This window comes from Nocardia sp. NPDC056100, assembly GCF_042266325.1.
In the GTDB taxonomy this organism is placed as follows: domain Bacteria; phylum Actinomycetota; class Actinomycetes; order Mycobacteriales; family Mycobacteriaceae; genus Nocardia.
The window spans coordinates 79107-98269 of record NZ_JBHJVY010000004.1 but is presented as its reverse complement, the minus strand read 5'-3'; the positions used below and the strand labels follow the sequence as shown (position 1 = coordinate 98269).

Annotated in this window: 18 protein-coding genes; 11 read left to right on the top strand and 7 right to left on the bottom strand. The window is 66.8% G+C overall.

Translation table 11 applies throughout. From position 1 onward, the window contains the following. The first annotated feature begins 51 nt into the window (after positions 1–51). Together ACFC0O_RS31055 and ACFC0O_RS31050 are read left to right on the top strand one after the other, a co-directional pair. Entirely contained in the window at positions 52–1485 is a 1434-nt protein-coding gene (locus ACFC0O_RS31055) for an ABC1 kinase family protein (RefSeq protein ID WP_375964167.1), read from the top strand. Between the two features lie 21 nt (positions 1486–1506). Beyond that, complete coding sequence (locus tag ACFC0O_RS31050) at positions 1507–2748, top strand: saccharopine dehydrogenase family protein (RefSeq protein ID WP_375964165.1); 1242 nt, start codon at positions 1507–1509, stop codon at positions 2746–2748. A gap of 24 nt (positions 2749–2772) precedes the next feature. On the opposite strand, the gene ACFC0O_RS31045 is transcribed toward ACFC0O_RS31050, so the two are convergent. Continuing rightward, entirely contained in the window at positions 2773–3330 is a 558-nt protein-coding gene (locus ACFC0O_RS31045; protein WP_375964163.1) for a TetR/AcrR family transcriptional regulator, read from the bottom strand. Positions 3331–3463: 133 nt separating this feature from the next. Here ACFC0O_RS31045 and ACFC0O_RS31040 point away from each other — a divergent pair, with 133 nt between their 5' ends. Continuing rightward, complete coding sequence (locus ACFC0O_RS31040) at positions 3464–4420, top strand: esterase/lipase family protein (protein WP_375964161.1); 957 nt, start codon at positions 3464–3466, stop codon at positions 4418–4420. An 11-nt stretch (positions 4421–4431) separates the two neighbouring features. Here the strand turns inward: ACFC0O_RS31040 and ACFC0O_RS31035 are convergent, their stop codons facing one another. After that, the gene (locus tag ACFC0O_RS31035; protein WP_375964158.1) at positions 4432–5958 is read right to left on the bottom strand and encodes a hypothetical protein; all 1527 of its coding nucleotides are present in this window, start codon (positions 5956–5958) and stop codon (positions 4432–4434) included. Between the two features lie 240 nt (positions 5959–6198). Here ACFC0O_RS31035 and ACFC0O_RS31030 point away from each other — a divergent pair, with 240 nt between their 5' ends. The 4 genes from ACFC0O_RS31030 to ACFC0O_RS31015 all read left to right on the top strand — a co-directional run bounded on the left by ACFC0O_RS31030 (position 6199) and on the right by ACFC0O_RS31015 (position 9325). Then, positions 6199–6909 (top strand): ESX secretion-associated protein EspG, encoded by a 711-nt coding sequence (locus ACFC0O_RS31030; RefSeq protein ID WP_375964156.1) that lies wholly within the window; start codon positions 6199–6201, stop codon positions 6907–6909. A gap of 103 nt (positions 6910–7012) precedes the next feature. Next, positions 7013–7864 (top strand): polyphosphate kinase 2 family protein, encoded by an 852-nt coding sequence (locus ACFC0O_RS31025; protein ID WP_375964154.1) that lies wholly within the window; start codon positions 7013–7015, stop codon positions 7862–7864. 121 nt (positions 7865–7985) lie between these two features. Continuing rightward, the gene (locus ACFC0O_RS31020) at positions 7986–8759 is read left to right on the top strand and encodes a DsbA family protein (protein WP_375964152.1); all 774 of its coding nucleotides are present in this window, start codon (positions 7986–7988) and stop codon (positions 8757–8759) included. Continuing rightward, positions 8756–9325: a vitamin K epoxide reductase family protein gene (locus ACFC0O_RS31015; protein WP_364649289.1), complete on the top strand. Its 570-nt coding sequence runs from the start codon at positions 8756–8758 to the stop codon at positions 9323–9325. The genes ACFC0O_RS31020 and ACFC0O_RS31015 overlap by 4 nt, the downstream gene beginning before the upstream one ends. 1 nt (position 9326) lies before the next feature. Here ACFC0O_RS31015 and ACFC0O_RS31010 read toward each other — a convergent pair whose 3' ends face one another. Beyond that, the gene (locus ACFC0O_RS31010; RefSeq protein ID WP_375964150.1) at positions 9327–10430 is read right to left on the bottom strand and encodes a S1C family serine protease; all 1104 of its coding nucleotides are present in this window, start codon (positions 10428–10430) and stop codon (positions 9327–9329) included. 58 nt (positions 10431–10488) lie between these two features. Then, complete coding sequence (locus tag ACFC0O_RS31005; protein ID WP_375964147.1) at positions 10489–11232, bottom strand: ZIP family metal transporter; 744 nt, start codon at positions 11230–11232, stop codon at positions 10489–10491. Between the two features lie 55 nt (positions 11233–11287). On the opposite strand from ACFC0O_RS31005, the gene ACFC0O_RS31000 reads away from it, so the two are divergent. From ACFC0O_RS31000 to ACFC0O_RS30985, 4 genes are all read left to right on the top strand, one after another. After that, positions 11288–12340, top strand: coding sequence for an NAD(P)-dependent alcohol dehydrogenase (locus tag ACFC0O_RS31000; RefSeq protein ID WP_375964145.1), 1053 nt, complete (start codon positions 11288–11290; stop codon positions 12338–12340). A 51-nt stretch (positions 12341–12391) separates the two neighbouring features. Next, positions 12392–13624: an AI-2E family transporter gene (locus tag ACFC0O_RS30995; protein ID WP_375964143.1), complete on the top strand. Its 1233-nt coding sequence runs from the start codon at positions 12392–12394 to the stop codon at positions 13622–13624. A gap of 117 nt (positions 13625–13741) precedes the next feature. Further along, entirely contained in the window at positions 13742–15742 is a 2001-nt protein-coding gene (locus ACFC0O_RS30990; protein WP_375964141.1) for a WD40 repeat domain-containing serine/threonine protein kinase, read from the top strand. A 130-nt stretch (positions 15743–15872) separates the two neighbouring features. Further along, complete coding sequence (locus tag ACFC0O_RS30985; RefSeq protein WP_375964139.1) at positions 15873–16124, top strand: hypothetical protein; 252 nt, start codon at positions 15873–15875, stop codon at positions 16122–16124. A 110-nt stretch (positions 16125–16234) separates the two neighbouring features. Here ACFC0O_RS30985 and ACFC0O_RS30980 read toward each other — a convergent pair whose 3' ends face one another. From ACFC0O_RS30980 to metE, 3 genes are all read right to left on the bottom strand, one after another. Next, positions 16235–16432: an antitoxin gene (locus tag ACFC0O_RS30980; protein WP_375964137.1), complete on the bottom strand. Its 198-nt coding sequence runs from the start codon at positions 16430–16432 to the stop codon at positions 16235–16237. A gap of 88 nt (positions 16433–16520) precedes the next feature. Then, complete coding sequence (locus ACFC0O_RS30975; RefSeq protein ID WP_364649313.1) at positions 16521–16643, bottom strand: hypothetical protein; 123 nt, start codon at positions 16641–16643, stop codon at positions 16521–16523. Between the two features lie 132 nt (positions 16644–16775). Further along, complete coding sequence (gene metE, locus ACFC0O_RS30970) at positions 16776–19094, bottom strand: 5-methyltetrahydropteroyltriglutamate--homocysteine S-methyltransferase (RefSeq protein WP_375964134.1); 2319 nt, start codon at positions 19092–19094, stop codon at positions 16776–16778. Positions 19095–19163: the final 69 nt, after the last annotated feature.

The following is a 19163-nucleotide window of genomic DNA, read 5'->3' as shown; positions in this document are numbered from 1 at the left end:
TTCCGCCCGCTTCGGCACCAATGGGGGCGCCGGTTCAATGGAGGGTCACTGATGGCGAAAGAGCTGCCCACATCCAGGCTTGCGCGGGGAACCAAGCTGGGAATGGCCGTCGCCGGTAATGCCATACGAGCTCAGAAGACGCGGCGATCGATGCGGGGGCGCTCGGAGGCGGTGCGCGAGCGCATGGCCGAGGAGTCGATGATCCGGGCCACCGAGCAGATGGTCATGGTGCTGGGCACCATGAAGGGCGTCGCCATGAAGCTCGGGCAGATGCTCTCGGTGCTGGATCTGGATCTGGTGCCGCCCGAGCATCGTGAACGTTTCCAGCGCCGCCTGGCGGTGCTGCGCGACAGCGCGCCCTCGGTGTCGTTCGAGGTGATGCGCGCGGTCATCGAGGAGGATTTCGGTAAGACGCTGGAGGAGGTCTTCGCCGATTTCGAACCCGAACCCATCGCGGCGGCCTCGATCGGGCAGGTCTATCGGGCGAAGCTGCATGACGGCCGCACGGTCGCGGTGAAGGTGCAGTACCCGGGCATCGATTCGGCGGTGCGCGCGGATCTGAAGAACCTGGCCATGTTCCGGCGCATTCTGCAATCGGCCATGCCGTGGGTTACCCCGGCGGTACTCGATGAGCTGCGGCTGAATCTGGAGAGCGAACTCGATTACGTCGCCGAGGCGAATACGCAGTCGCAGATCGCGGCGCTGTATCGCGGGCATCCGTTCATCGTGGTGCCGGACACCATGCCGGAGCTGTCCACGCAGCGGGTGCTGGTGAGCGAGTATTTCCCGGGGCGCGGGTTCGAGGAGATCCGGGCGCTGCCCGCCGAGGAGCGCAATCGCATCGGCGAGATCATCTATCGGTTCTACGTGGGTTCGCTGTTCACCTTCAACGAGTTCTGCGGCGATCCGCATCCGGGCAATCTGCTGCTGGGCGCGGACGGCCGGGTGGCGTTCCTGGACTTCGGGCTCTACAACCGAATGGATCCCGAACACGTCGAATTCGAGGCCACCTGCATTCGCGCCGCCGCGGAGGATCATGCGGAAGAGTTGCGCGACTTGATGATTCAGCGCGGCGTCATCGATTCCCCGGACGAGATCACCCCGGAGGAATGTCTGGAGTACGTGCTGGCGGCCTGTGAATGGGCGCTGGTCGATGAGGATCTCACCATTACGCCCGAGCTCGCCTCGGGCGCTTTCATTCTCGCCGTCGACCCGCGGGCCAGCGAGTTCTCCGGAATGAAGCAGCAGAATCTGCCGCCGGAGCATCTGTTCTCGCGGCGCGCGGACTTCCTGACCTTCGGCATGCTCGGGCAGCTGGAAGCGACCGGGAATTGGCATCGCATCTCCCGGGAGTGGCTGTACAAGGAGGACCCGGTCACCGAACTCGGTATCGCACACCGGGATTGGCTGGCCACCCGGCCCGCGCCGACGCCGACCACCGGACCCAAGAAGAAGACCACTCGCAAACGCGCCGCGAAGGCGTAACCCCACCGGACGGGAAATATCATGGCAGACAGGGAATTCGACCTAGCGCTATTCGGCGCGACGGGTTTCGTCGGCAAACTGACCGCGGAATATCTGATCGGGGCCGCACCCGCCGGGGCACGCATCGCACTGGCCGGGCGCTCGCTGGACAAGCTGGCGGCGGTACGCGCCGAACTCGGCCCGGGTGCCGCGGAATGGCCGCTGGTACAGGCGGATTCGACGGATCAGGCCAGCCTGAACGCGCTCGCGGCGCGCACCAAGGTCGTGGTGACCACGGTCGGGCCGTACCTGCGCTACGGGTTGCCGCTGGTGCAGGCGTGCGCCGAGAACGGCACGCACTACGCCGATCTCACCGGTGAGCCGCTGTTCATTCGCGAATGCATCGACCGGTTCGCGGATCGGGCCGCCGAGACCGGCGCGAAGATCGTGAATTCGGCGGGCTACGACTCGATTCCGTCGGATCTGAGCGTGTATCAGCTGTACAAGCGCAGCGTGGACGACAACACCGGTGAACTCACCGATGTCACCCTGGTGGCCTGGCTCAAGGGCGGTGTCTCCGGCGGCACGGTGGATTCCGGGCGCGCCATGATGGAGGCCATCGCCGCGGATCCGAAGAAGGGCGCGATCATGTCGCACCCGTATTCGCTGAGCCCGGACAAGTCCCTCGAGCCCGATGTCGGCCGGCAGAGCGATCAGGCGCTGGAGCGCGCGGCGAATATCGATCCGAGCCTGCGCGGCTGGGTCGCCACCTTCGTCATGGGCGCGCACAACACCAAGATCGTGCGCCGCAGCAATGGCCTGCTGGGCTGGCCGTACGGTAAGAACTTCCGCTACCGCGAGGTGATGAGCGCGGGCACCTCGGCCACCGCTCCCCTGGTGGCGGCGGGTATGGCGGGCGGAATCGTGGCGGGCATGGCGGCGGGCGCGGTGCTGTCCCGGGTCGCCGTCGGCCGTCGTCTGCTGGACCGCCTGGTGCCCAAGCCGGGTACCGGTCCGAGCGAAAAGGCCCGCAACAGCGGCTGGTTCACCATGAAGACATTCGCGAACACCACCTCGGGCGCGAAGTACGTGTGCACCTTCGCCGGTAAGGGCGATCCGGGCTACGCCGCCACCTCGGTCATGCTCGGCCAGTCCGGCCTGGCCCTGGCCTTCGACCAATTGCCCGAGCTGGCAGGTATTCTCACCCCCGCCGCGGCGATGAGCGATGCCCTCACCGATCGACTTCGCAAGGCGGGCATGACAATCGACGTCGACGTCGCCTGATCCATACCCCCGCGAGACCCCCGCTCACCCTTGGTGGCGGGGGTCTCGTTCCATCAGGGCCGTCAGCGCGGCCCGCAGGTCCGGCTGCGGACCGGCCGAATAGAGTTCGGCCAGCGCGGTTTCGGCGACCATGGCGATGACCAGCAGCGCCACCGGCTCGGGATCGGACCAGCCCAGCTCGGTCAGGTCGGGGCCGATCATCGCGGCGAACAGTTGATTGCGCTCGTGCACCTGGTCGATCAGGTCGGTATCGGTACGGGATTGCGCGAGAAAGGCTTTCGTGCCGCTGGTCGCCAGGCAGGCGTCCAAATACGCGGCGATACCGGTGCGCAAACGTTCCGCACCGGGTTCACATCCGGCGATGGCCGCGAGGATGACCGCGCCGAGTTCCTCGTGATAGCGGTGATGCAGCGCGACCACATAGCTGCGGCGGTCCGGAAAGTGGTGGTAGAAGGTGCCTTTCGCCATTCCGGCGGCGGCGACCACGGCATTGACCGAGAGGCCGCGCATCCCTTCGCGCCCGGCGATTTCCGCTCCGGCGGTGAGCAAGGCATTGCGTCCCGGTTCGGGCGGACGTGGCATCGATGTAATCCTCTCGGCGATTGGCTCTTCCCGAAGGGTACCCACTCACGCTAACCTGTGACCGACCGGTCGGTCATCCCGCCGCGCAGGGGACGGCGGGAGACGACCGGTCCACGAAACATGGAGTCCCGCAATGCGATCAGCGAAGATCCGCGCCGCCCGGACATTCGGCCTGCTGGCACTGACGATCGCGCTGCCGACCCTGACGATCGCACTGCCGACCCTGGCGGCGGGTAGCGCGGCGGCTGATCCCGAACCGTCCTACAGCTATCCCGGCGGGCTCGCCGCCCAGTTCACCAGCCCCGGCCAGCCGCCGCCCGGCGCGAACGACTGGAACTGCAAACCCACTGCGGCACATCCGAATCCGGTGGTGCTGTTGCACGGCCTGTCCAATGACGCGATCTCCTGGAACACGCTGTCTCCGGTGCTCGCCCGGGCCGGATACTGTGTCTTCACCACCACCTACGGGGTGGGTGCGGCGGGCCCGCTGATCGGCGCCTTCACACCTGTCGAGGACAGCGCGCGGCAGATCTCCGCGTTCATCGATCAGGTGCGTGCCGCGACCGGTACCGAAAAGGTCGATCTGGTAACCCATTCGATCGGCGGTGCGGTGGCCTTCTACTACCTGAATCAGCTCGGCGGCATTCCGAACGTCGATCATTTCGTCGCGCTGGCCGCTCCCCTGCACGGATCCACGGTGAGCGGTCTGGCCGCGCTACAGCCGCTCGCCGCGGCCGTGGAACCGGGCCGGGAACTGCTGCGCCAATGCGGCCCGTGCGGCCTGTCCCCGGGTGAGCCGTTCCTGCGCACGCTCGATCCCGATCCTGCGAAAGCGCCGAATATCCGTTTCACCATGGTGGTTACGCGCTACGACGAGATCTCCACGCCCTATACGACCGGGCTGCTGGACGGCCCGAATGTGCGGAACGCGGTGCTCCAGGACCTGTGCGCGACCGATTTCACCGAGCACAACGAACTCACCTATGACCCGGTGGCGGTGCGGGTGGTGCTGAACGCACTCGATCCGGAACACGCTGTGCCCGTGGGGTGCACGGTGGTGCTGCCGTTCGCCGGGCCGGTCGGCGGCTGACGATGCGTCAGCTAACTGCCGTCGCGCAGCGAGATGAGGCCGCCGAGGACGCCGAGGTAGGCGGTGCCGTCCGGGCCGAGGGCCAGGCCCGCGTAGTTGTTGTTGAACTGCGGGCCGGAGCCGGATCGCCGCTGCCACACCAGGTTTCCGGTGCGGAAGTCCAGGGTCGTCCAGTACCAGGGGTCGGTCGGGTCGTTGCCCTTGGTGTAGGTGTAGATCAGTCCGGTGGCGAGCGAGAGTTTGGCGACCACGCTGGGCGCGGCGACCGTGGAGTTGGTCCAGACCAGGTGGCAGCCGTCGGCGTCGATGTCGACGCGGGCGAAGCCGGGGGTGGTGGTGCGGCCCGCCAGGGTGGCTTCGGGTCCGGAGTAGCCGAAATTGTTCTCCACGATCAGCGAGTTTCCCGCGCCGATGAGCGAATTCTCGGTATTCCCAGCGCCTTTCGCGAAGACCGGGACGCTGCACACTTCGCGCTGGGCGGTGTCGCGGGCGGTGCGGTAGACGACCACGTTCATGGGGTCGGCGTTATCGGTGATGGCGACGTAGCCGCCGGGCAGCACGGTGGGTGTGGTGCCGGTGCCGTCGTCGACCTGGCCGGGTTTGCGCTGGCCGCTGTTGGCGTAGGCGATGCGCCAGGTGACCTCGGGGCTGCCGCCGGGTCCGGCGTCGAAGCGCAGCATTTCGCGGTTGGTGGCGATGTAGACGTCGCCGTCATTGCCGACCGCGAAGGAGTTCTCGATCTCGCCCTCCGCGCCGTCGCCGAGCCGGATCACCTGTATCGCACCGGTTTCGGTGTCGAGGGTGCCGACGACGCCGTTGGTCTTGGTGACGAACCAGAGCAGGCCGTTGGAGTCGGGCAGCACCGAGTTCAGGGTTTCGCCGGGTCGCAGCGCGCCGGTGAGGTCGTAGTCGTGTTCGAGGGTGAAGCCGTCCGCCGCGGGGGTTTCCGCGAAGATCTGGACGTGCCCGCTGCTGGACCCGACCACCGCGCGGTCCTGATTGTCGAGGAAGAAGTACGCGCCGCCACCGAAATTGGAGAAGGCTCCGGGCTCGAGCATCGCCCCCGGGCCGCGACCCGGCAGCGCGTATTTGCCGAGCACCTTCATTCCAGCCGGATCGATCAGGTAGAGACCGGGATTGAGGCCGGGGCAGGTGGAGATGATGCGCCCGGCGCGGTCGAAGGCGACCGATCCGCATTCGCTGCCGAGCAGCAGCGAGTCAACCCGGGTGTCATGTCCGAGTGGGCCGGGCCGGGTGTAGGTGTCACTCATCCAGCCGTCGCCGTGGATGCCGGAGTTCCCGTTGGCGGCGAGTCCGGGGTGCTGCGGGACCGCGGGCACTCCGGTGACGGGTTGTGCGGTGGCGGGTGTGCCGAGGAAGTCCGGTCCGGGCAGGGCGGGAATGGGTGCGGCCCCGGCGGTTCCGGCGGTGAGTGCCAGGGTTCCGGCGGCGAGCAGGGCGCTCACCAGGCTCGACGCCCGGGTGCGGCGCGCGGGTCGCGGAGTGGGCGCGGCCGCCGCCGGATATTCGATATGCATTTCTGCCTCCGGCTATCTGTTTGCGGCACAACGGCACACAGCTCTGGTCGTTCGACCAAGATGGGATGATCGCACACCGACGCGCCGAACCCTACCGTGCGGTACGTCACAGTAAGCCCCCTTACGCGAGGGGACGCGGCCGTCGAAACGCTCCGGTAGGGTCGCGATCGGGACGGAGGGTCGTACCGCAGGAAAGGGGGACGCCCGTATGTCCTTGACGGACAGCAGGCCGGACTCTGCATGAAATGGATGCTGACCCCGGACGAATTCGCGCTGGTCTGGACCCGCGAAACCGAGCTGGAACGCCGCCCCTATCCCCTCGACACCCTGACTCGCGGCACCGCGAGCGCCGCCACGCGTCCGCGGCACCGCTATCTGGGCCGCACCGATCCGGACCTGTCCGCAGCGCTCATGCTGTGCGCGCGCACCGACACCACCACCGTCACGCTGTACGGCGAATGCACCAATCCCGCGCCGCGCCGCATTCTCGCCTTCGCGGCGGTGGCGCAGCAGCGCGCGGGCATTCTGGTCGCGCTCCCGGACGCCGTCTCGGTGATGATCTGTCCCGCCGATCAACTCGGTCAGGAGCTGGTGGAGATCATCGGCTCCGCGCCCGCCGGGCAGCAGGCCCAGATGAGCGAACCGCAGCACGCGGTATTACTTCCGGCCGAACCGGGCGAGCATGCCGAAGATATTGCCGCCCAACCGGATTCGTCCGATCTGGCGGCCGACAACTTCCGCCGCAAATTGCGCGAGCCGGTGGACGGGCGCGGTTTCATCACCGTCACGGTGGAGCCCGCGAATCCGCTGTCCCCACCCACCCGGCATCGCACCTGGCTGGATTTCACCGGTGACGGCCGCTATCTGCTCACCACCGCCACCGATCTCACCCTCACCCCGGTCGGCGATGCCGAACTGGCCGAACATCTGGTGCGCCTGGCCCGGGTGTAACCGGCCGGACACCCGGCGTTCGGATACGGATCACCTCGGGTTCACCGGGAGAATTTCGGCGTGCTTGCCCCCACCGGGCCGCGCCGCGTGTTACGCATGACGGATGGCGAAGGCAACATCCTGGTCGAAACCGGTCACCAAAGCCCTGCGGGCCGACGGTGTGCAGGTCAGCGAACTGAACACATCCGCGACTCCCGGTTTCAAGGGTGACAAGAAGGCCGGGGAGCAATTGCTGGCCGAGCGCGCAGGCGTTTTGTCGGAGTTGCAGGAGAAGCTCTACGCGAACGGCAGGCACGGCGACAATCGCAGTGTGCTGCTGGTGTTGCAGGGCATGGACACCGCGGGCAAGGGCGGCATCGTCCGGCATGTGATCGGCTCGGTGGATCCGCAGGGTGTGGATCACGCGGCCTTCGGTGTGCCGACCGCCGAGGAGAAGAAACACCACTACCTGTGGCGCATTCGCAAGCAGCTGCCGCGCGGCGGTCAGATCGGCGTCTTCGACCGCTCGCACTACGAGGACGTACTCGTGGTGCGCGTGCACGATCTGGTGCCGCCGGAGGTGTGGGGCAAGCGCTATGACGAGATCAACAAGTTCGAGCGCAAACTCGTCGACGACGGCACCACGGTGGTCAAGGTCGCCATGTTCGTCTCCCTCGACGAGCAGAAGAAGCGCCTGTCCCAGCGGCTGGAGCGCCCGGACAAGTACTGGAAGTACAGTCCCAACGATCTCGCCGAGCGCGCCTACTGGCCCGCGTATCAGGAGGCGTACCAGGCGGTCCTGGATCGCACCAATACCGAATACGCGCCCTGGCACGTACTCCCCTGCGATTCCAAGTGGTACGCCCGCCTGGCCGTGACCGAACTGCTCATCGACGCCATGCAGGGCCTGAAACTCGATTGGCCCGCCGCCACTTTCGATGTGGAAGCCGAGAAGAAGAAGCTCGCCCAGGCGTGATTCGCGCCGCCCATACACCGCCGTTGCCGACAACGGCGGTGTTTCACCAGGAATCTCTCAGGTTCGCGGGTGAAGATGGGGCCGCAGCAGTCGTGACTACGAAAGGCGTGGTGAACGCGCGGTGAGCAAACCGGGTGATCGCAAGAATCCTCTGGCCAAGGCTCAACAGGCCGATCGCAATCGCAAGATCCTCATTCAGGTCGGCGTGGGTGTCGTCCTGGTGGGTTTGATCGCGGCCATCGGTATCGGCCTGGCGATGCGTAAGTCCGACGACAAGAACACCTCGTCGTTCGCTCCGGTCGTCACCCATGACTCGAGCACGGGCGCGACGCCGCCGAATCTGACCGAGGGCGGCGCGATCCGCATCGGCAAGTCGGACGCCAAGGTACGGGTGCAGGTCGTGGCCGATCTGCAGTGCCCGGCCTGCCAGATGTTCGAGAGCAATAACTCGGCCGTGCTCGAGGACGAGGTGAAGAACGGCACCGCGGTGGTGGAGTACAACATCATCTCGTTCCTGGACCGCGCCTCCAGCGGCAACCAGTTCTCCACGCGCGCGGCGAGCGCGGCCTACGTGGTCGCCTCGGCGGATCCGTCGAAGTTCCAGGCCTGGCTGTCCGCGATGTACAGCGCGCAGCCCAAGGAGGGCGGCAACGGCATGACCGACGATCAGCTGATTCAGATCGCCGCGTCGGTCGGTTACACCGATCCCGCTGTGGCACAGGGCATCAAGGATCAGAAGTACGCGGCGTTCGTGAAGGATGAGACCAAGGGCGTTTTCGACACCGGCATCAAGTCGACCCCCTCGGTGTACGTGAACGGTAAGCAGATCAGCGATCAGCAGTCGCTGATGAGCCCGAACGGCCTGAAGCCGGTCATCGAGGCCGCGGCGAAGTGATCATCTCGGCTCCACCCCGGTCCGCCTGGCCGCTGTTGATCGGCGCGTTGATCGGCTGGGGTGCGTCGGTGACCCTGCTGGTCGACAAGTTCAAGCTGTTCACCGAACCCGGTTTCAAACCGCTGTGCAGTATCGATTCGACGCTGTCCTGCACCACGATCATGGAGTCGGATCAGGCGGCGGCGTTCGGTTTCCCGAATCCGATCATCGGTGTGGTCGGATTCTCGGTGGTGGTGACGCTCGGGGTGCTCGCGGTGGCCAATATCGGTCTGCCGCGCTGGATTTGGGGCGGACTGTGGGCCGGGCTCGTCCTCGGCATGGGGTTCATCGGCTGGCTGATCTATCAGGCGGTGTTCCAGATTCACGCGCTGTGCCCGTGGTGCATGGTGGTGTGGGCGGTGACGCCGCTGCTGCTGGCGGTGGTGACCGGGCAACTGTGGGGTAAGTCCCGCGGACTGTTGCAGATCGTGGTGGAGTGGCGCTGGACCGTCGTCGCCATCTACTACGCGGTGGTGATTCTGATCCTGTACATCCAATTCCAGGATTACTGGCGCGATCACCTGTGAGCTAGTTGGGCGGCCCGACCGTGAGCGTCACGTTCACGGTCCGCTGCCCGCCACCGGGTGCGGTGAGATCCAGGCGCACCACGTCATCGGGTTTGTGCAGATTCAGTGCGGCCTTGAGGGTTTGGGTGCTCGCGACGACCCGGCCGTCGATGGCGGTGATCACCTCCCCCTCGGCGAGTCCGGCCGCGAACGCCGGTTGCCCGTACACGGCCACATCGATGCGCGCGCCCGCCGGTTGCGCGTCCGAGGTGATGATGCCGAGGGTGGCGGTGGGTCCGATGTGCACGGTGTCCGTCGGTGTGCCGGAACGGATTTGGCGCACCACGGCCATGGCGGCGTCGATCGGCACGGCATAGCCCTCGGGTCCGCGGCCGAGTGCCGCCTGTAGATCTCCGGAGGCGGCGGTGACCACGCCGACGACCGCGCCGTAGCGATCCACCAGCGCCCCGCCGGATTGTCCGGCGGCGACGGCGGCCGCGACTTCGATCAAGCCGTGCAAGGACTTTCGCGACAGATCCGCGGAGTTGCGCGCCACGATGCTGCTGTCCAGACCGGTGATCGCACCGCCGACCGACGTCGGCGATCCGGTGCCGCCCGCATTGCCGATGGCCAATAGCTGGTCACCGAGCCGCAATCCGGCGGAGCTCCCGATGCGCGCGATCGGCAGGCCGTCCGCGCCGGTGAGCGCGATGAGCGCGATATCGGCCGAGGAGTCGTAGCCGAGCACGGTGGCCGGGAAGGTCGCACCGGTGCCGATATCCGAAACCGATACGGTGTCAGCGCCTTTGATGACGTGATGGCTGGTGAGCACCTCACCGTTCGCGGTGAGCACGATGCCGGAACCGGATGCGCCGAGACCGTACGGGCGCATGGCCGCGGTGATGTTCACCAGTACCGGATCCACCAGGTGTGACACCAGTTGGGTGTCCAGCGGCGGCAGCGGCGGTCCGATCAGGCTGGCGGTGGGCGGATCCTGCCGGAAGGGCCAGCGCGCCAGATCACCGTGATAGCCCAGGAACGCGGTGATTCCGACGACGGCCACGCAGAACAGCGCGAATAGTCGTCCGCCACCGGCATTGTTCGTGCGACGCGGGTGGTCGTACATCGGAATCCTCCGCTGCTGCGTCGGCTGCGAACTCTGTATCTATTGGTGTACCAGGTTTTCAGTGGCTCAGTGCGGCGATGAGGAGCATGAAACCCAGTCCGAGCAGGGTGAGCAGCAGCGGGGCCTTGGACGGTTTGCCCGCGTGCGCCTCCGGGAGGATGTCCGCGGTCGCCAGATACAGCAGGAAACCCGCGAAGTAGCCGAGGTACATGCCGACGAATTGCGATGGCACCTTCAGGAAAGTGCCTGCGACAGCACCGAATACCGGTGCGATGGCGTCGGCGGCGAGCATGGTCAGCCCGCGTTTGCGGGCATTGCCGTACAGCGTGGTGAGGGTGAAGGTGTTGAAGCCGTCCGCGAAGTCGTGGCTGATCACCGCGATGGCGACGGCCGCCCCGGTGGCCGCGCCGACCTGGAAGCTGAGTCCGATACTGAGCCCGTCCAGGAAGCTGTGGAACACCAGTCCGCCCGCGGCCACCAGGCCGATCGAGGCGAAATCGTGGTGGTGCGTACCGAATTCGTCCTCGTGCCCGGTGTGCAGCGCCACCGTCTGCTCCACGATGTGCACGGTGAAGAAGCCGACCACCGCGGCCAGCAGCGGCACCGGAACACCGAGTGCGACGCGGGTGTCGTGTTCGAGCGCCTCGGGCAGCAGGTCGAAGGCGACCACGCCGAGCATGACGCCCGCGGCCAGGCCCAGGACCAGGCGTTTGCGCTCACCGAGCCGGTCCGCGACCAGTCCGCCGATGAACGTGGAGCACATCGACACCAGTGCCAGCAGAATCGCCACGGGCTTCAGCATGCCGATCCGGCGGCGCGCCGTGAGCACGCCGCGCCGGAATGGTAGGCATGTACGCATGAGCACTGCTGCCGCCTATGCCGTTTCCGCGCCCGATGGCCGGTTCGAGAAGCTCGCCATCGAACGCCGCGAACTCGGACCCCGAGATGTGCTGATCGATGTGAAATTCGCGGGTATCTGCCACTCCGATATCCACACCGCCCGCGATGAATGGGGCGGCACCCGCTACCCCTGCGTACCGGGGCACGAGATCGCGGGCCTGGTCGCCGCGGTCGGTTCCGAGGTCACCCGGCACAAGGTCGGGGATCGGGTCGGGGTGGGCTGCATGGTGAATTCGTGCGGCGTCTGCGATCCGTGCGTGGCTGGCGAGGAGCAGTACTGCCAGCCGGGCGCGACCATGACCTACAACACCCCGGTTGCGGCGCAGGATCAGGCCGGCGGGTACACCATGGGCGGATACTCCACGCAGATCGTGGTGACCGAGGGTTTCGTGGTCGGCATTCCGGAGGGCATCGGCCTGGACGAGGCCGCGCCGCTGCTGTGCGCTGGCGTCACGCTCTTCTCGCCGCTGCGGCACTGGGGTGCGGGGCCCGGTAAGCGGGTCGCCATCATCGGTATGGGCGGGCTCGGGCATGTGGGCGTGAAGATCGCCGCCGCCATGGGCGCGGAGGTCACCGTGCTGAGCCATTCGCTGAGCAAGCAGGCCGACGGTGAGCGCTTCGGCGCGCACCACTACTACGCGACCAGCGATCGGCAGACCTTCCGCGGGCTGCGCGGGCGCTTCGACCTGATCCTCAATACGGTGTCGGCGGATCTGCCCATCGACGACTACATGAAACTGCTGGCCCTGGACGGCACCCTGGTGATCCTCGGCCTGCCCGAAAACCCGCTCAGCGTAAAGCCTTTCACCATCGCGGGCTACCGGCGCTCGCTGGCGGGCTCCATGATCGGCGGCATCGCGCAAACCCAGGAGATGCTGAACTTCTGCGCCGAACACGGTATCGGCGCGGAAATCGAGGTCATCTCCGCCGACCGCATCGACGAGGCCTACGACCGCGTCGTCGCCAGCGACGTCCGCTACCGCTTCGTCATCGACGCCGCCACCATGTAGCACAACACGCCGCTCCCACCGGGAAAGCTGCCGCGCCGCTACGTTTGCGGTGTGCCCGATGAGAGTGACGGCGCGCCCGGCGAGGCGGCCGAGAAGAACGACACACCCGCGCGGATCGATGCGAGCGGGGACGATGACACACCATTGCGGCTGACGGTGGCGATTCCGCCGTGGCTGCCGCGCGCGTACCTGCTCGCGGCAGCCACGGTGGCCGGGATCGTGGTCACCTTCTGGTCGTTGCAGAAGTTGCAGGGGCTGTTGACCGTGCTGGTGGTGTCGCTGTTCCTGGCGTTCGCCATCGAACCGGCGGTGAACAAGCTGGCCGCGCGCGGCTGGCGGCGCGGTCCGGCGACCGGTGCGGTATTCCTGATCGTGCTGGTGGCGATCGTCGGATTCGCCTGGGCCATGGGCGATCTGGTGATCGATCAGGTCACCGCGCTGGTGAAGAACGCACCGCATAATGCCGAGGATCTGGTCGCCTGGATCAACCGCACCTTCCACACCGAGCTCTCGGGTACCGATATCACCGAGCGCGCCTCGCAATTGAGTTCCAAGCTGGAGTCGTGGCTGGTAGGGCTGGCCGGTGATGTGTGGGGTATCGGCACCACCGCCATCGGCGTGCTGTTCCAGGCGCTGGGCGTGCTGCTGTTCACCTACTATTTCGCCGCCGACGGACCGCGTTTCCGCAATGCCGTGTGCTCGGTGCTGCCGCCCAAGCGGCAGCGACATGTGTTGCGCGCCTGGGATATCGCGGTCGAGAAGACCGGCGGCTACCTGTATTCCCGTGCGCTGCTGGCACTCTGCTCCACGATCGCGCATTTCGTGGCCATGCGGATACTCGATATCCCCTCCGCCATCGCGCTCGCGCTCTGGGTCGGCGTTGTCTCCCAATTCATTCCGACGGTCGGCACCTATCTGGCCGGGGCGCTGCCGGTGCTGGTGGCGCTATCGCACAGTCCGCGCACCGCGCTCTGGATTCTCGGCTTCATCGTGATCTATCAGCAGTTCGAGAATTACGTGCTGCAACCGCGCATTACGGCGACCACCCTGGATATGCATCCGGCCGTGGCGTTCGGCGCGGTGCTCGCGGGCGCGGCCCTGTTCGGCGCGACCGGCGCGCTACTGGCCATCCCGGTCACCGCGTCCGCGCAGGCGTTCATCGGCGCGTACATCCGCCGCTACGAAGTCGAGTCCCCGACCGAGACCGAACCCGCACCGCGCGAGCGCAAACCACTCGCCGACCGCTTCCGGCGCGATAAGAGCACCACTCCCCCGGCCGAATGAACCCGATGAGCGCCGCGCCCGTAACCACCGGGAGGGCGGGCAAACTCGGGTGACCCGGCCCGCCGTCACGGCATACTGTCGCTGGACGGCGAGCACGGCGCGGAGGGTGGGAGCCGAATGCGATTGCAGGCGGGCGCAAATTTCGCGGGCTACACCATCGAACGGCAATTGGGCGCGGGCGGTATGGGCGTGGTGTATCTGGCGCGCCACCCCCGGCTGGAGCGGTCGGTCGCGCTCAAAGTCCTCAATGACACCTTCGCCGAGGATTACCGGGCGCGAGCGCGATTCGAGCGTGAGGCCGCGCTCATCACCACCCTCGACCACCCGAATATCGTGCCCATCTACGACCGCAATTCGCCGGGCGATCCCATGCTGTGGATCTCCATGAAATACATCGACGGCGGTGACGCCGCCGCCATGCTCGCCCGCGAAGGCGGCCGGGTATCCGCCGAATGGGCGGTGCGGATGATCGGCGATGCGGGCCGCGCGCTCGATCACGCGCACCGGCATCGCATCCTGCATCGCGATATCAAACCGGCGAATCTGTTGGTGGAGCGCGGTATCGGCGGTATCGAGCGCACCGTGGTCACCGATTTCGGGATCGCCCGCAGTATCGAGGACGCCGAGACCAATTCCCGGGTGAGCGCCACCCTCGCGTATGCCGCGCCCGAGCGTTTCGCGGGCGGCCCGACCGATCACCGCGCCGACCAGTACTCCTTGGGCTGCACCCTGTTCAAACTCCTCACCGGCGAACCGCCGTACCCCCGCGCCGATGACGCGGCCGTGGTCGCGGCCCACCTGCACGCCCCGCCTCCACGCGCCACCCAGTACCGCCCGGAACTGCCGCACGGCCTGGACGAGGTGCTCGCCACAGTCCTCGCCAAACGTCCGGAGGACCGTTTCCCCGACTGCGCAACCTTCGCCGCGGCGGCCCGCGAGGCCGTGGACCGCTCCGGCTCCACTGTTGCGGGACAGTACTTTCCGACCGATTCCGGCCGCCGGGACCGCACCGAACCGCCGCTGATCTGGCAGGGCGAGGATGCGGAAACCGCACTCTCACCGCCCACGGCAACCGGGCAACCGCGCCGATTCACCCGGCGGTGGGCGCTGTTCGGCGGTGCCGTGGTCATCGGCGGTGCCGCCGCGGCAACCGGAATCGCACTGACCGGCGGCGGCGATAACTCCACGCCTACGGCCGCGCCGACGCAAACACCCGGTGTACCAAGTGAACTCACGCTGCCTACGCAGGTGATGACGATCGCGTTCAGTCCGGACGGCACCCTGCTGGCGGTGGGCGGCAAGGACAATACGACCCGGCTGATCGATGTGCACACCGGTGCCGAGAGCGGCAATTCGCTTACCGGGCACAGCAATTCGATTCGCGCGGTGGCGTTCAGCCCCGACGGCAAGCTGCTGGCCACCGGTGGCGACGATCGCACCGCGAGACTGTGGGACGCGCATACGCGCCAGCCGATCGGCGGGCCGCTGACCGCGCATACCAACGCGGTGCGCGGCATAGCCTTCCACCCGGACGGCAGTCTTATGGTGACCTGTAGTGACGACAACACCGCGCAGCTGTGGACGGTGCAGACCCGCCAGCCCGCCGGTACCACCATGACCGGGCACACCGGCCCCGTGCGCGCGGTGGCCTTCCATCCGAAAGGCACGCTGATCGCCACCGGAAGCCAGGACGCCACGGCGCGACTGTGGCGCGGCGGAACGGGCATCGCCTCGGGTGCGGCTCTCGCGGGCCATCGCGGCGCGATACGAGCGGTGGCGTTCCACCCCGGCGGGACGTTGCTCGCCACCGCCGGTGACGATGCCTCGATTCGCCTGTGGGACACAGATACTCGCGCCGCGTCGGGGGATCCGCTGAGCGGTCATGCCGAGCCGGTGCTGGCGGTCGCCTTCAGCCCGGACGGAAGCCTCATGGCGAGCAGCAGCCGGGACGGCACGGTTCGCCTGTGGGACAACAGGACTCGCACACCGATCGGAAATCCGCTGGGCGGTCATTCGGACGCGGTGCATTCGGTGGCGTTCAGCCCCGACGGCGCACTGCTGGCCACGGGCAGCGCCGACAACACCGTGCGGTTGTGGAAGGTCGCCGATCACCGCTAGAGCCCGCCCGGAAGTGTCGGCGCGGACACACTTCCAGTGTCCATGCGACGACAGAGTATTCGGCCGCTGACCAGCACCATTGCATGCATCGGGAAACACCTCCCGGGACCAGGCAAGAGGAGCCGACCACATGACCACCACCGCGAAGCGCATCACCACCGCCCTGGCGGCCACCCTGTTCATTCTCCCGTTCGGCGCGGGCATCGCGTCCGCCCTGCCCGCCGGAACCGGCACCGCCGCAACCAATTACGACCGCGACGACTACCACTGGTACTGCGATCGCGACAGCCGCGGCTTCGACTGGAACTACTGCTGGGGCCACTACCGCGACCGCTACCAGCGCGACCACAACAGCGGCCACGACAGCCACAACGGCTGGTGACGCACTAGCGGATTCCGACGGCAGTGTGGCCGCCGGCAGCTCAACGCCGAGCGCGATCCACTACTGCCCCGCCGGAGGTCCCGCGCACTGCCGCGCGGGACCGGCCGAAACTACTTCTGCGCCTGCTCGTGCAGGGCTTTCTTGGCGGCGTCCTGCACCTTGTCGATGTGCTGGGCGTACTTGCCCTCGGTGCGCTCGTCGACCACGTCGCCGACCTTGTCGACCAGCGGGTCGAGCTTGTCCGCGTGCTCGCTCGCCAGTTCGGCCGCCTTGCCCGCCGCGTCCTTCAGATTGTCGAACAGACCCACCGTCGTACTCCTATCTCGAATCAACCTCGGCCACAGGCTATCGGCCGCGCCGACCGGGACGGTGGAACGACGGGTGTGTGGTTGGCGACTAGTTCCCGCTCTTCCAGGGCTGATCCGGGTCCACCTGATCGCTCTTGTTCTGCGCGGATTCATTGAAGCTCTTGGTGTTCTCGGCCGGGTCCGGCTGATCCCCTTTACCCGTCGGATCCATATCCGCCTCCTGTCTCGAAAGAAGTATGCCCGCAGGCTAATTCCTTCATCGTGACGGGATCGTGAATACGAAACAGCGCGGCGGCACGGAATCACATCCGGTGCCGCCGCGCTGTCGTATCGCGTGCGGAAGTTACTTCGCCGCTTCGGCTTCCGCCGCCAGCGCGCGCCGCCGGACGCGGCGGGCGGCCGCGACCATATTGCGCAGTGACGGATCGAGCTGCCAGTGGTGCCGGGTCTTGAGCCCGCCGTCCGGATTGGCCCACAGCCGCTGCGGTGTCACGGCCGCGGCAGCGGCGGTGAGGGCCTCATCCAGTTCGTCGATATCCGGGATGCGCGCCGAACGGCTTTCGTACACACCGGGTCCGACGCCGTGGGTGAGCCCGCGGCCCTCGGCATTGTCTTCCTCCAGCGCCTTGAGCACCCATTCGATGGAGCGGGTGGCGACGATGGCCGTCACGTCGGCATCGAGTTCCTCGATGGCCTGCACCACGTCACCGCGACTGGAATAGCCGATATGCGTGTGGATCTGGGTTTCCGGCAGCACGCCCGAGGTGGCGAGCTTGAACGCGCCGACGGCCCAGCGCAGGTATTCAGCCCGCCCCTTGACCCGCAGCGGCAGCAGTTCGCGAATGGACGGCTCGTCCACCTGGATGATGGCGATACCGGCGCGCTCCAGATCCACCACTTCGTCCCGAATGGCAAGCGCCACTTGGTCGGCGGTCTCGAACAGCGGCTGGTCCTGGCGCACGAAGGAGCGCGCCAGCATGGTGACCGGTCCGGTGACCATGCCCTTGACCGGCTTCTCGGTGAGCGATTGCGCGTAGGCGGTCCATTCGACCGACATGGCCGCGGGGCGGGACACATCGCCGTACAGCACCGGCGGTCGCACACAACGCGATCCGTACACCTGCACCCAGCCGAAGTGGGTGGTGGCGAAGCCGTCCAGTTGTTCGGCGAAGAACTGGATCATGTCATTGCGTTCGTGCTCACCGTGCACGAAGACGTCGAGGCCGATGTCCTCCTGCAACCGGATGGTGCCTTCGATCTCGGCTTCGATGCGCTTGCGGTAGTCGTCGTAGGACAGCCGTCCCTGACCGAGTTCGTAGCGCGCCTGCCGTCCGGCATTGGTCTGCGGGAACGAGCCGAGCGTGGTGGCGGGCACCAGCGGCAGATTCAGCTTGGCCTGCTGCGCGACCCGGCGTTCGGCATACGGCGCACGTTCGCGCATCTCCGGCGTGACGTTGTAAACGCGTTGCCGCACAGCGTGTTTCTGCTTGAAGTGCACCGAGGTGGGCCGCTTGCGCCACTTCTCGGAAGGCCCTTCGGTGAGCGCCTTGGCGAGCGAAACCACTTCCAGCACCTTCTGTTTCGCGAAGGCGAGCCGGTCGGCGACATGCTCTTCCAGGTCGTATTCCACCAGCAGGTCGTACGGCACGTGCAGCAGCGTCGCACCGGTGGAGACGACCATGTCCGGGCACACCTTGGCGAGCTCGTTCAGGTATTCCAGCGCGACCACGCGGTCCGCGCGCCACACATTGGTGCCGCTGATGACGCCCGCGTACAGCCGCTTGCGGCCGATGCCGGGAATCTTGGCCAGATCCTCGGGCCGGATGCGAAAGTTCGCCAGATCGAGTCCGATGGCCTCGACCTTGGTGCGCGCCAACGCTTCCAGGGCCTCACCGAAATCGCCGTACTGTCCGGTGACGAGCAGTCGCGGCCGCAGCGAGGCTTTGGAGAGCCGGTTGTACGCCTGCTCGAACACCTCGATGGTGGACGGCGAGCGGTCACTGGTGAAGCAGGGCTCGTCCAGCTGCACACAGGTGGCGCCGCGCTTGGCGAGCAGCTCGAACAGCTCCTCGTACACGGGTAGCAGCTTGTCCAGCAGCACCAGTTTGTCGAATTCGGTCTCGCCCGGAACGTGTCCGGTCTTCGACAGCAACAGCAGCGACAGCGGGCCGAGCACGACCGGCCGCAATTCGATGCCGCGCGCCTTGGCCCGATCGAATTCGTCGAGCAAAGCCTCGGGGTGCAGGGAGAATTCGGTATCGGTGTCGAGTTCGGGCTGCCGATAGTGATACGGCGTATTGAAGAACCGCACCAATTCCAGCGGCGGCACATCCGGATTGCCGCGCGCCATCAGGAAATAGAAATCGAGCGGATCCAGCCCCTCGCGATACGGCTCGAACCGCTTGGGCACCGCACCGAAGAGCAGCGCGTTGTCGAGCACGTGGTCGTAATAAGAGAAGGTGTTGCCGGGGACCTGCGTCAACCCGGTGGCAGCCAGCTCGAGGAACTGGGATTCCTGGATCTCGCGACCCACCTCGACCAGCTCTTCCCGAGAAAGCGTTCCATGCCAATAAGACTCGAGAGCACGCTTGAGTTCGCGGTGCGGTCCGATGCGGGGATAGCCCAGAATGCTTGATCCGAAGCCATCGGTGACGTTGGCCATGAGCGCGCCACTCCTCCTTAAGTCACCTGTGCGGCGCCCACCACCGAAGGTGAGCGCCGCACAGTTTGC